The following is a 12,931-nucleotide window of genomic DNA, read 5'->3' on the forward strand; positions in this document are numbered from 1 at the left end:
CGGGCCCACGGAAGCGGTCAATGGCGTCATCGAGACCATGCGTCGCGTCGCCCGCGGCTTCCGCAACTTCGGCAACTACCGGTTACGGGCTCTGCTCGCCGCAGGCGGTCATCGCCCCTGGCGGAGAACCGCTACCCACACTCAGCTGTGAAGGCCCTGATAAGGCCGGTTGCATGATGACCAGAAGGGCGTCGCCGGGGGATCCCTGGCCGCTACTGCTGCTTATAGGTGCCGCGCAGGATGTCTGCGGCACCCCAGATGAAGGAGGCGTGGTTGAACACGGTGGGTGGCTGCCTTACTCGGTGGTGCGGGGGTCTACCGTGCAGTCTACGAGGGGGGCAATGAGAGGCTGTTCTCTTCGCGGCCTTTTGTGAGCTGAAGGTTCTCGGATCTGGTGCCGGCCAACCAGCGGAACCAAATGCGTCTGTTGCACGAACTGGTGACAGTGTGACCTGCCCCTGTTGGAGACCCTCTGTGGGCTCGCGGGTTTGTACCTTGCCGTGAAGCACCCGGACAGGTAGTACGGCCGCCCGCAGTTCGGCGCCGCGGAGGCCGCGGGCGGCGTCGTCGATGGCCCGCGCGAACGGATGCGCCGCTGGACAGCGGGTGGAAACATCTGTGGCGCAGAACGACCAGAAAACAAGGAAAAACCGTGCGGATCGCGGCATGGATGTAGTGGAGAGCGATTGCCGCGGCGCCAGAGGGTGAGGAGGGGGAAGCCGCCCTCCCCGAGAGTTCACCCTCCCGTCATTCCCGCGTCGCCCGGCACACCCCGAAATCTTTTGATGAGTAACTCAAAACATGACATAGTGAAGCTATGACCTCGACCACTCTTACCGATCAGCCCGGGGAACGGGAGAACGGCGGCGGCGCCGTCGTGCCCGTGCCGTGGACCGATCAGATCCGGGCGGCCGGACTGCGGGTCACCAAGCCCCGACTGGCGGTGTTGGACGCGCTCGAGCGCCACCAGCACGCCACCGCGGACGAGGTGCTCGCGGACGTGCGCACGGCATTGCCGGAGATCACGGTGCAGTCCATCTACGTGGTGCTGCACTCGCTCACGGACGCCGGACTGTTGCGCCAGCTGGACCTGGCGAACTCCCCGGCACGGTACGAAACCCGGGTCGACGATAACCACCACCATGCCGTGTGCACGGTGTGTGGACGCATCGAGGACGTGGCCTGTGCCGTGGGGCATGCACCGTGCCTGACCCCCAGCGAGACCCACGGGATGAGCATCCACGTGGCCGATGTCGTCTACCAAGGCGTGTGTTCCGACTGCTCGGCCCAGCGGGCCGGTGCGACCGCGGTGCCCGTCTAGACCCCTGAGCTCCGGGAACCCATCCGGGTCACCGGTTCACCCACCCATCCCAACCCCATCAAGGAGTACGCGATGACGGAACCCACCCCGCACGCCACCGGGTCCACGACCCAGGCCGGCATTCCCGCTGTCAGCGACCGCAACTCGCTGACCACGGGTCGCGACGGAGCCATCGTGCTGCACGACCACCACCTGGTGGAGACCCTGCAGCACTTCAACCGGATGAACGTTCCCGAGCGTCGTCCCCACGCCAAGGGCGCGGGCGCGTTCGGCACCCTGGAGATCACCGAGGACGTCTCGCAGTGGACCAAGGCGGACTTCCTGCAGCCGGGTAAGAAGACCGAGATGCTGGCTCGCTTTTCCACCGTGGCCGGCGAGCTGGGCTCCCCGGACACCTGGCGTGACGTCCGTGGCTTCGCCCTGAAGTTCTACACCGAAGAAGGCAACTTCGACCTCGTGGGCAACAACACCCCGGTGTTCTTCGTGCGCGACCCCATGAAGTTCCCGCACTTCATCCGCTCCCAGAAGCGCCTGCCGGACTCCGGCCTGCGTGACGGCACCATGCAGTGGGACTTCTGGACCAACAACCCCGAGTCCGCACACCAGGTCACCTACCTCATGGGCGAGCGCGGTCTGCCCAAGACCTGGCGTCACATGAACGGTTACAGCTCGCACACCTACATGCTCGTCAACGAGCAGGGCGAGAAGTTCTGGGTCAAGTGGGCCTTCATCTCCCAGCAGGGTGTGGAGAACCTCTCCAACGAGGAGGCCGAGCGCCTGGCCGGTGCCGACGGTGACGTCCACCGCCGCGACCTCTTCGACGCCATCAAGAACGGCGAGTTCCCCAAGTGGGACCTGTACTGGCAGATCATGCCGTACGAGGAGGCCAAGACCTACCGCTTCAACCCCTTCGACCTGACCAAGGTCTGGCCCCAGAAGGACTACCCGCGGCACAAGGTCGGCACCATGACCCTGAACCGCAACCCGGAGAACTTCTTCGCGGAGATCGAGCAGGCCGCGTTCTCCCCGGCGAACATGGTTCCCGGCACCGGCAACTCCCCGGACAAGATGCTGCTGGGCCGCAACTTCGCGTACGCGGACGCCCAGCTCTACCGCATCGGCACCAACTTCCAGCAGCTGCCGGTCAACCGCCCGATCAACGAGGTGCACACCTACAACTTCGAGGGCCACATGTGGTACAACCACTCCGGCGCTCGTCGCGTGTACGCCCCGAACTCCTTCGGTGACTCCTGGTCGGACGAGACCGGTCCCGTGGACAACGGCTGGGAGGACGACGGCGCTCTGGTCCGCGAGGCCTACACCTTGCGTCAGGACGACGACGACTTCGGTCAGCCGGGCACCCTGATCCGCGAGGTCTTTAACGACGCGCAGCGCGCGCAGTTCGTACAGACCGTGGCCGGCGCCCTCGAAGGTGTCGAGGAGCCGGTGCTCTCGAACGCCTTCCAGTACTGGAAGAACGTGGACGAGAACATCGGTCAGCGTATCGAGGAGGCCGTCAAGTCCAACGCCGCCAACCCCGAGGTTCCGGGCATGGGCGTGGACGAGGACCCGACGAGCAACTCCGAGATCAGCGAGTAACGTTCCGGGGGTGAACGGACCCCGGGTGAGTTCGGTGGGCCCGGGCGCGGTGGGATGATCACCGTGCGGGGCCCCCGGCCGCCGAAGGCCGCCCACCCCTGACGTTCACACGCGTGCGAACACCCGGTCAGTGATCCTGGCCGGGTGTTCGCGCGTTCTGGGTCCAGGGTGCCCACCCGGGGGCGCCGACCCGGACGCTACTTCAGCTCCGTGACCGGTCGGAACTCGTACCCCAGCTTCTTGATGCCGGTGACCGTCTTCTTGAGGTACTCGATGTCCAGGTACGGGTGGAAGAAGAAGCTCGCGGTGGATTCGCGCACAGTCAGGTTCGCATTGGCCCGTGAGACCAGGAACTCCGGGGTGCGGGCGGCATGGTTGTTCTGCTCGCCCTCGGGGATGTTGCCCAGGTTCTCGGGGTACACCGTTCCGCCGTAGATATCGCTCACCGTGAATGGGAACTGCTGGTTGTAGGACTTACCGGCTTCGGAGGGTTGCTCCGTGAGGATGCTCGCGTAGTAGTCGCCCTGTTCGTAGCGCGCGTCGTACTCCCGGGCCATGGCCACGTACGAGTTCACGGAACCGCCGTAGTGCGGTGTCTCGAAGATCGTGGGCTCACCCAGACCGGCGTGCTCCATCACGGAGCGTCCCGCGTCCAGGCGGTCCTTCCACCCGTCCACGTCGTCCTGGGCCACGCGGCGCAGGTCCTTCGGGTTGGACGCCGGGCCCACGTCCTCCAGGCGCACCGCGGCCTGCTTCACCGCGGGGGCGTCCGAACCCACGAAGTCGTAGAAAAGATCCGTGTAGACCAGGTACACGTCGTTCGCGTCGATGTAGTCCAGGGGCACCTCGGCCAAATACGTGAGGTTCGTGGAGCGGATGGCCCAGGGGGCCTCCGGGGAACCGTTCGGCATGCACGAGGTGGGCTTACCGCGCTCGGTGCACTGCGACGTCGCCAGGACCTCCACCTTGTCGGTCGTGCCCGTGAACGGGACCACGAGCTCAGGGGCACCCTGGGTCTCCCGGTGCACCTTCTCGCCCTCGTACTCGACCGAGGTGACCTTGGAACTGTCCACCGTGGTCGCGGCGCGGGGGTCCCAGCCGTACTTGTCCCGGAACTGGGCGTTCTGCGCGTCGTCGGGACCCGCGAGGGCCTCGATGTTGCGGCCCAACCACATCACGGGCTTGTCGGTGGAGCGGACGTCGTCCAGGAAGGCCTGGGGGAGCGGGACACGGTGGTCTGCGCCGATGTACACCGCGGCGTCGTAGTTCTCGACCATGGCGTCCGTGTAGTCGGCCACCGGCTTGAGTTCGGTCTTCCCGAAGTGTGTGAGCAGGTTGCCCGTGGCGATCGCGTACATGGCGTTGGTGTCCGCGGCGGCACCGGTGTTGTCGTAGAGCACGCCGTGCGCACCCCGCAACCGTCCGCGCCAGCCCGGCGCGGACGATCCCGTCAGCCCTGCCCCATGATCTCGAAATCGTGGAACAGGACCTTGGCGTCCTCCGTGTACAACCCGATCGCGCCACCTCGGTAGGGAGTCTCCTCGTCCGTGACGGTGGCCAGTTCGGTCCCGTCCACCGTGACCGTCATCCTGGGCCAGTCCTGCGTGATCTCCACCCGGTAGTCCCTGCCCACCGGGAAGGTCCGGTCCCCACCGGAGGCGATGAACCGCTGCGCCCCCGGGTAGGCCGGGTCCTGCTTGGAGATCTCCCAGCCGTTGGGTTTGAGCGCCACCGCGTAGAAGTGGTCGTTGTCGCGCAGGTTCCACTGCACCCAGCCCACTTCCCACGCATTGGGTTCGTCATTGCGGCGCAGTTGCTCCTCGGTGCGCACCGTGACGGCGAAGTCGGCGTCGTCGTAGTTCTCCACCGTGTGCACGAGCGCCCCGTGGGTCACGATGGCGGCCTCGGCCGTGTGGGGTTCCAGCAGCACCTGCCGGTCGTTGCCCTTCACGGTGCCGTAGCCCGTGTACATGACCTGCCAGCGCCCGTGCACCTCCCCGTCCGCCCACGGCTGCACGCGCCACAGGTTATTCATGACGGCCATCACCGCGAGTACCAGCACGATCGTCGCGACGAGTACGACGACGCCGCGTTTCCTCATGCATGGGCCTCCACCGTGAGCTCCCGGGCCGAGGAGTCCACCTGCTCCTGGTTCTCGACCACGCGTTCCGTCTTGGCCCAGCCGTTGTGGCCGCGCACCGCGCGCCACGCGGCCTTCCAGCCGGCCACATACCACAGCACGGCGTAGAGCACGTAGAGGTGGACCAGGCCCACGGCCTTGACCGGGTTCAGACCGCTGTGACGTTCCTGCGACCAGTACACCAGCCCGTAGAGCAGCGCGGGTCCGAACGCGATCAGGTAGGACGAGAGCCACCACCCGGAAACCACGGCGTGACCCGTGACGATCCCGACTGCGAGGTCCAGCACCCAGAAGGCGAACGCCAGGGACAGGAAGGACGTAAGCAGCAAGAGGAACGGGCTCGTCAGGTGGTACAAGAGATCCGCCCGGCGGCTGCCGGTGAGGTCCCGCAGCACCCACGGCACCAGGTTCCAGGACTGCAGGTGGCCCTGGAACCACCGGGTGCGCTGCTTGACCCAGCGCTTGACGTCCACGAGTCCTTGCTGGTGCACGGACGCGGTGGAGACGAACTCGGTCTGCCACCCGTCCATGAGCAGTCGCACGCCCAAATCCAGGTCCTCGGTGAGGCTGCGAGACCACGGGGACACACCCAGCCCGTCGAGCGCGGAGAGCCGGACGAACTGGCCGTTGCCCCCGAGTCCCACGCTGCCCAGGTGTCGGCGGCCCCGCTGGAACACGTGGGTGTAGAGCACGAACTCGAGGTCCTGCATCCGGGCCAGGAGGTTCTGCTGGCGGTTGTTGATCCGCACGCCGATCTGCACCGCGCCCAGGCGGTTGTCCTTGAACAGGGGCATGACGTCGTCCAGGGCGTGCGGGTCCAGACGTCCGTCCGCGTCCATGACGCACACGACCACGTCAGAATGAGACGTCCCGGCGATCAGATCGCTCGTGCGCAGGTACTGGATGGCGGCGTTGAGCGCCTCGCCCTTCCCCTCGCGGGCGTGGGGCAGGGTGCGCTGGAACAGGTGCACGCGCGGGTCCGGGAACGAGCGCACGATCTCGGCCGTACCGTCGTCGGAACCGTCGTCGATCACCATGATCTGGACGTCCGGGTGGTCCAAGCCGACGAGCCGCTCGAGGCTGGGCCGCAGGACGCGTTCCTCGTTGAGGCACGGGATCACGAAGACCACCTTGTGGTGGCCGGGGACGGTGGCGATCTTCACCCTACGGTGCTGAGAGCGCTGCGGTTCGAAGCGGGAGAGCACCAGGATGAACATGCCGTACAGGACGCTCAGGGCCACGAGGACCACGGCGAGCACCAGGATGAGGTCGATACGATGACCGAAGACCAGGATCACGGTTCAGCCCTTCACCTTCAGCGCGTGCCGACCGTGCGCGGGCAGCTCCTGGTACGGCTGGTCCTCGGCGGCGGTCACGGGCGCCATCTCGCGCGGGTGCGCGGCCTGACGGGGCCTGCGCCGGATCTGGTGCCACGTGGTGATGGCGCTCGCGATGGACACCGTGCTGAGGAAGAACAGCAGGTACGCCAGGAACAGCACCATGGCGATCATCAACAGCACGCGGCTGCCGCCCTGCAGGAACGCCTGCAACGTTTCCCCCACGGACGCGATTTCGGACAGCGCAAAGACATGCAACACGAATCCCCCGATTCCCCCTGTGGTGTCGCGATCATCCCCCCGGACTCACCACACCTGTGACCCCTCCAGAATACGTCGGGCACAACTATGCGTTGTGGCACGTAATTGCGACTGCGAACGCTTTGTGGGCCGAGCGGCCCACGGAGGTGTGGGGTCTCCGGGGAAGCCTTCCGGCGCGCAGTGGCATAAAAGGTGCGTTTCGCATGTAAACAGATGCATTTACATAGAAAGTTGTGGGCTCAAACCCTATGAAGTAACGCCAAACAGGGGACAGTAACCGGCGTTGCGATCAAGGCGGACACGTACCCTAGGGCCATGCTCTCTTCGGTGACGTCCATACCCCCACTGTCCGATCTGCTCGATACCGCTCGGGTGGTTTCCCTGCCCATGCGCGTGCGGTTCCGGGGGGTCACCGCCCGGGAAACGGTCGTCTTCCACGGCCCGGCGGGTTGGGGCGAGTTCGGTCCTTTCCCCGAGTACGAGGACGCCGAAGCGGCGTCGTGGTTGCGCGCGGGCATCGAGGTGGCATGGACCGGGTTCCCCGACCCCGTGCGCACCCGGGTGCCCGTCAACGCCACGGTCCCGGCCGTCCCCGCCGAGCGCGTCCCGGAGGTCCTGGCGGGGTACGGCGGCGCGGTGCACGCCGTGAAGATCAAGGTCGCCGAACGCGGACAGAGCCTCGCGGACGACGTCGCTCGCGTCGCCGCCGTGCGCGCCGCCCTCCCGGACGCGCAACTGCGCGTGGACGCGAACATGGGCTGGAGCGAGGACGACGCCGTACGCGCACTCACCACCCTGAGCGAGTTCGAGCTCGCGTACGCCGAGCAACCCGTGGCCACCGTGCCGGGGCTGGCCGACGTGCGCCGTCGGCTGCGGGACGCGGGGAACAAATTGTTGATCGCCGCGGACGAATCCGTGCGCAAGGCGCAGGACCCGCTGGCCGTGGCTCGGGCCCACGCGGCGGATCTGATCGTGGTTAAGGTCGCACCCCTGGGCGGGGTACGCCGAGCGCTGGAGATCGTGGCGCAGGCCGGGCTGCCCGCCGTCGTCAGCTCCGCGATCGACAGCTCGGTGGGGATCCGGGCGGGCGTGGCACTCGCCGCGGCGTTACCGGAGTTGCCGTACGCGTGCGGGCTCGGGACGCTGTCCCTGATGACCGCGGACGTCACCGCCGAGCCCCTGCGCCCGGTGGACGGCTACCTCCCGGTGCGGGACGTGGCGGTCTCCGAGGATCTGTTGACGGAACACGCGGTCACGGGCCCGCGCCGTGACTGGTGGCTCGAGCGGATCTCCCGCACGTACGAGGTGCTGCGGGGCGGGGACGTTTAGACGGCGGAAGGGGCCGACACTACGCATGGGTAGGATCGGCCCCTTCTTGGCAAGTCCGGTTCAGCGACGGGCAGCCGGAGTGGGCTCCTCGGTGGCGGATTCAACCAAAGGAGTATCGATATGGGGCTTCAAGCGCGAGGCCGCGAAGGCTGCTAGAGCTACCACGACCGCAACCCCGATGTAGAGCTGGGTCGGTGACCAGCCGCCGTCGAGGAGGGCGCCCACCAGAATGGGTGCCAGAATGGCTCCCACCCGGCCAATTCCGATACCCCATCCGACACCGGTTGCTCGCACCTCCGGCGCATACGTCTGAGGCGCCACGGTGTAGAGTCCCGCAACACAGCCGTTGATGAGCATTCCCACGACAACACCACTCATGAATGCGAGAGCCGGGATTGATGTAGTAGTAATGAATGCCACCAATAGCACGGCCGCGAGAATAGTGAACACCACGAGCGTGTTGCGCGCGTTACGCCGAATGGTCAGAACACCGTAGATCAGCGAACCGAAGGTTCCACCCATGGTCAGCATCAGGCCCCCCACGATGCCTTGCTGCTCCGTCATCCCGGATTCAACCAGAAGTCTCGGCGTCCACGAATTCGCGAAGTAGAAGCCGAACATGATGACGAAGAACGATACCCATAGCAGGATGGTCGAAACCCGGTACCGGCCACCAAGCAGCTGCGTCACGCTACCCTGTGACGAATTGGTTGTGGCGGGTGCATCCCCCAGGAAAACGTCCCCCTTGAGCCCGATCCGTCGGGCAATTCCAGCCACCTTCTCTTCGGCATTCTTGGGGCGTCGGACACGGTAGTAATCAACAGATTCTGGCAGGATCACCAGGATCAAAACGGCTGCGAACAATGTCACAAGGCCACCGGCAAGGAACACGGAGCGCCATCCGAAAGCGGGAATCAGCTGGGTGGCACCCATTCCACCCAGTGTCGCACCCACCCCGTAGCCGGCGGTGTAGATACTGATGGCCATGCCGCGATTCTTCACATTGGAGTACTCGCTGGTGATGACCGTAACCGTTGCGAGGATGCCGCCCACACCCAGCCCGGTGATGACTCGCCATGCGCCCAGCTCAAGGGCGGAGTTGGCCGTGGCGGAAAGGAACAAACCTGCGGCATTGATGCCAACCGCGACCAACAAGATCTTGCGACGTCCGAAGCGATCAGCGAACGGGCCCAGCAAGAGTGACCCAGCAGCCATGCCGATCAGACCGGAACTCAGCAGCCAGCCCAGCTGGGCTCCTGTGAGTTCGAACTCCTTGGAGACGGAGGTCGCGGTGAAGGCCATTGCCAACACGTCGTACCCGTCGAGGGCGTTGAGAAACGCGGCTAGTGCAACAATGACCCATTGATATGCCGACATCTTGGAAATGTCGATCTTACGGCGAATGTCCAAAACATGCCTTTCAGGGAACGTCGATGGTTACGAGGGCTGACTGTGCGGGGTTTTCCGGAGTTGAATCCGGTCGAGTTGCTACTGCGCGGGAGACGCAGCAGCACATTGTGGCGTTCGGGGCCTTCTGGCGGTCGGAGTGGCCGCATTGACCAGTGCGTTCACCGCGAGGCGGGCCTTCATCCGGGAATCCATGGAGTAGCCCACGATCCGCCCGCAGAACGCGTCCTTGATCGCGCGGAGATAGAGCTTTCCCTCATCAGTCCAGTGTTCCGTGATGTCGGTGAACCACAGCTCGTTGAGATCATCCGCGGTGAAGTCTCGCTTCACGAGCTCCTCGCGAACGGGAGGACCGGGGCGCTTGCCGTTCTTCCCTGGTTTCTTCCCGAAGACCGACCACCACTGGTTGTCTCGGCAGATCCGCCACGCGGTCCGCTCACACATCGCCTCCCCGGCCGCGTGGGCTTCTGCGACCAGGAATCGGGATCCGAACTCGGGGTCATCGCGGTGGGCATCGAACAAGGCGTTCGCGCGGTATGTCTGGACCAGTTCCGAGGCGGTGACCTGGGGTTTCAGCCACCGATAGTAGGGCTGGCGGGAGAGCTTCAAAACCCGCAAGGGCACAGCGACGGGAATCCCGTTGACAGCGAGCTCTCTCACGAGCGGGTAGAGCCTTGTGACGGCAGGTTCGCCTGAGACAGGTACGCAACCGCGCGGCGCAGGACCTCGTTCCCCTGCTCAAGAAGACGAATTCTCATGCGCGCGTCGCGCAGCTCTGAGGACTCCTCGCGGGTTCTTCCGGCACGGTTGCCGTCCTCGATATAGGCTTGACGTAGCCACTTGTGGAGAGTCATTTCGTGAACGCCGTAGTCACGAGCGATCAGCGCGAGCGTGATCCCATCCTCGCGGGCGCGCGCCACACGAACGACGTCTTCGCGGAACTCTCGGGGATATGCAGCGGGCATGGTGCATATCTTTCCAGGCCGCCCGACGGGCAAGCCAGCTCAGATGTCACCCCCCCCCGTACAGCAGTCCCGATCCATGATGAGGGGCCGAGGTGGCTCGAACTTGCCCCAGCACGTCAACGGGGGTTGAAACCCGCCCCTGTATGCAGCCCGAGACCCAAAGTCGCCACAATGCGGCACGCGGCGTGCGGGGCCCCGAAGGTGGTCCGTGACGGACGCGCAATTAACCCGTCGTTCGCCCGGTGGTTGCGTGGCGATCACGCCGTGATGGTGGGCTGAGCAGCGGAACCACTCGCTGACATGCATCAACGCATGTCCCACCCAGGGAGCCACGCCATGACCCAAGCACCCGAACGCCGTCGCCTGTTGCCCATGCTGGGCCACGTCAACGGCAAGCGAAGCCCGCTCACGTGTGAACTCAAGTGCGGTAGCCAGTGCATGACCCCGGACGCGAACACATCCGGCAACGAGTACGTGCACGACGTCATCTCCGCAGCCGTCAGCCGCCGTGCCGCCCTGGGGCTGGGGATGGCCGGGGCCGTGACCGTGGGTGTGGTCGCCGCGACTGCCCAGCCGGCCGAGGCCACCTACGCCTACTGGGGTCAGGGCCGTGCCCGCCTGGACTTCACGCCCATCAAGCCCGTGGACATGACCGTGGACGACCTCTCGGTCCCCAAGGGCTACGACTGGTCGCCCATCATCCGCTGGGGTGACCCCCTGTTCTACGACTCCCCGGAGTTCGACCCCAAGAACCAGACCCCCGAAGCGCAAGCCAAGCAGTTCGGGTTCAACTCGGACTATCTGGACATCATCCCGGACCCGAACGGGCTCACGGGCGTGCTGGTGAACAACCACGAGTACACCAACGAGAACACCATGTTCCCGGCGGGCTACGACAAGACCAACCTGACCAACATGGTCAAGACCACGATCCAGGCGCACGGCATGTCGGTCGTGGAGATCTCCCGCACCAAGGTGGGGGAGCCGTGGACCTATGTGCGCGGTGGCGCTCGCAACCGTCGCATCACGCTGACCACCACGTTCGTGATGGACGGGCCCGCCGCGGGGTCCGATCTGCTCAAGACGCAGGACGACCCCACCGGCAAGCGCGTGCTGGGCACCCAGAACAATTGCTCTGGCGGTGTGACACCGTGGGGCACGGTGCTCTCCGGTGAGGAGAACGTGCACCAGTACTTCATCACCTCCGGCACCGCCGAGGAGAAGCGCTACGGCTTCCCCACGACCATGCCGTCCCGCCGCTGGCCCGAGGTGGAGAAGCGCTTCGACGCCCGGATCGAGGGGTACAAGAACGAGCCCAACCGCTTCGGCTGGATCGTGGAGATCGACCCGCAGAACCCCAACTCCGCGCCCATCAAGCACACCGCGCTGGGCCGCTTCAAGCACGAGGGCGCGAACGTGCGCGTGGGTGACGACGGCACGGTGGTCGCGTACTCCGGTGACGACGAGAAGTTCGAGTACATCTACAAGTTCGTCTCGTCCCGCAAATACCGCAAGGGCGACAAGGCCCACAATATGAAGTTGCTCTCCGAGGGCGACCTCTACGTGGCCCGGCTGCGCGGCAACTCCCAGGCCCCCGAGATCACTGGGACGGGCCAGCTGCCCCGCGACGGCGAGTTCGACGGCACCGGCGAGTGGCTGCCCCTGCTCAAGGGTGGAAAGTCCATGGTCCGCGGCATGTCCGTGGAGGAGGTCCTGGTCTACACCCGCCTCGCCGCGGACAAGGCCGGCGCCACCAAGATGGACCGCCCGGAGGATGTGGAGCCCAACCCCCACACCGGCAAGGTGTACGCGGCGCTGACCAACAACTCCGATCGCGGCAAGCCCGGCAAGGCGGACGTGGACGAGGCCAATCCCCGCACCGGCAACCGTGACGGGTACATCCTGGAACTGACCGAGCGCAATAACCGGCCCCAGGCCACGCGCTTCGACTGGAACCTGTTGCTCGTGTGCGGTGACCCCACCAAGGATTCGGGGACGTACTTCGGGGGGTTCCCCAAGGAAAAGGTCTCCCCGATCTCGTGCCCCGACAACGTGGCCTTCGACAAGGCGGGCAACCTGTGGATCTCCACGGACGGTGCGCCCTCCAAGATCGGCTACAACGACGGTCTGTTCAAGGTGGACCTCCAGGGTGCCAATCGCGGTCGCGTGCAGCAGTTCCTGGCCGTGCCGCAGGACGCGGAGACGTGCGGTCCCGTGATCCACGACACCGAGGGCATGGTCTACGTGGCCGTGCAGCACCCCGGTGAGGACGGCACGTTCGAGCAGCCCCGCTCGTACTTCCCCGACTACGTGCTGCCCACGCGCGCCGGGGCCGGCGAGTTCTCCATGCCGCGCCCCGCGGTGGTCCAGGTCTTCCACAAGAACCGCGAGGACCAGCCCGAGTTCCCCGGTGGCGTGAGCGACAAGCCGGGTAAGGGCCGCAACCAGGACAAGCGCCGCAAGAACGGCAAGAACGGCCCCAAGTACCGCGGGTACCAGGGCAAGAGCAATGCCGAGCTCAAGCGCCGCGCTCGCCAGGCGCCCAAGTCCTTCGAGGGCTGAGCTCGTAGCA

At 65.7% G+C, this 12,931-nt stretch carries 12 protein-coding genes; 5 read left to right on the forward strand and 7 right to left on the reverse strand.

The annotated features are described in order from the left end of the window. The 3 genes from RF650_RS06595 to RF650_RS06605 all read left to right on the forward strand — a co-directional run. The coding region (locus tag RF650_RS06595) for a transposase (RefSeq protein WP_368814314.1) at positions 1-151 on the forward strand (151 nt) is incomplete at its 5' end. A 666-nt stretch (positions 152-817) separates the two neighbouring features. Further along, positions 818-1,321: a Fur family transcriptional regulator gene (locus RF650_RS06600; protein ID WP_368814458.1), complete on the forward strand. Its 504-nt coding sequence runs from the start codon at positions 818-820 to the stop codon at positions 1,319-1,321. 72 nt (positions 1,322-1,393) lie between these two features. Beyond that, complete coding sequence (locus tag RF650_RS06605) at positions 1,394-2,920, forward strand: catalase (protein ID WP_098054830.1); 1,527 nt, start codon at positions 1,394-1,396, stop codon at positions 2,918-2,920. A gap of 197 nt (positions 2,921-3,117) precedes the next feature. Here RF650_RS06605 and RF650_RS06610 read toward each other — a convergent pair whose 3' ends face one another. Genes RF650_RS06610 through RF650_RS06625 form a run of 4 tightly spaced genes read right to left on the reverse strand, consistent with a single transcriptional unit; the run spans position 3,118 to position 6,622 of the window. After that, a complete protein-coding gene (locus tag RF650_RS06610) occupies positions 3,118-4,320 on the reverse strand; it encodes a DUF2334 domain-containing protein (RefSeq protein WP_368814459.1) in 1,203 nt (400 codons plus the stop codon). 50 nt (positions 4,321-4,370) lie between these two features. After that, positions 4,371-5,021: a family 16 glycoside hydrolase gene (locus RF650_RS06615; RefSeq protein ID WP_064846679.1), complete on the reverse strand. Its 651-nt coding sequence runs from the start codon at positions 5,019-5,021 to the stop codon at positions 4,371-4,373. Continuing rightward, entirely contained in the window at positions 5,018-6,358 is a 1,341-nt protein-coding gene (locus tag RF650_RS06620; RefSeq protein ID WP_206069185.1) for a glycosyltransferase family 2 protein, read from the reverse strand. The genes RF650_RS06615 and RF650_RS06620 overlap by 4 nt, the downstream gene beginning before the upstream one ends. Before the next feature lie 3 nt (positions 6,359-6,361). Then, positions 6,362-6,622 (reverse strand): hypothetical protein, encoded by a 261-nt coding sequence (locus RF650_RS06625; protein WP_143467430.1) that lies wholly within the window; start codon positions 6,620-6,622, stop codon positions 6,362-6,364. A gap of 351 nt (positions 6,623-6,973) precedes the next feature. Here RF650_RS06625 and RF650_RS06630 point away from each other — a divergent pair, with 351 nt between their 5' ends. Continuing rightward, positions 6,974-7,987 carry an o-succinylbenzoate synthase gene (locus RF650_RS06630; protein WP_368814460.1) on the forward strand — a complete coding sequence of 338 codons (1,014 nt, stop codon included), beginning with the start codon at positions 6,974-6,976 and terminating at the stop codon, positions 7,985-7,987. A 60-nt stretch (positions 7,988-8,047) separates the two neighbouring features. Here the strand turns inward: RF650_RS06630 and RF650_RS06635 are convergent, their stop codons facing one another. The 3 genes from RF650_RS06635 to RF650_RS06645 form a co-directional block, all read right to left on the reverse strand. Further along, positions 8,048-9,364 carry an MFS transporter gene (locus RF650_RS06635; protein ID WP_368814461.1) on the reverse strand — a complete coding sequence of 439 codons (1,317 nt, stop codon included), beginning with the start codon at positions 9,362-9,364 and terminating at the stop codon, positions 8,048-8,050. 111 nt (positions 9,365-9,475) lie between these two features. Continuing rightward, positions 9,476-10,054 (reverse strand): hypothetical protein, encoded by a 579-nt coding sequence (locus RF650_RS06640; protein ID WP_368814462.1) that lies wholly within the window; start codon positions 10,052-10,054, stop codon positions 9,476-9,478. Beyond that, positions 10,051-10,359 (reverse strand): transposase, encoded by a 309-nt coding sequence (locus tag RF650_RS06645; protein ID WP_368814463.1) that lies wholly within the window; start codon positions 10,357-10,359, stop codon positions 10,051-10,053. Before RF650_RS06645 ends, RF650_RS06640 begins: the two co-directional genes overlap by 4 nt. Positions 10,360-10,695: 336 nt before the next feature. Here RF650_RS06645 and RF650_RS06650 point away from each other — a divergent pair, with 336 nt between their 5' ends. Next, the gene (locus tag RF650_RS06650) at positions 10,696-12,921 is read left to right on the forward strand and encodes a PhoX family phosphatase (RefSeq protein ID WP_206398570.1); all 2,226 of its coding nucleotides are present in this window, start codon (positions 10,696-10,698) and stop codon (positions 12,919-12,921) included. Positions 12,922-12,931 lie beyond the last annotated feature (10 nt).

The sequence above is a fragment of the Kocuria sp. CPCC 205297 genome, assembly GCF_040981035.1.
In the GTDB taxonomy this organism is placed as follows: Bacteria; Actinomycetota; Actinomycetes; order Actinomycetales; family Micrococcaceae; genus Kocuria; species Kocuria marina.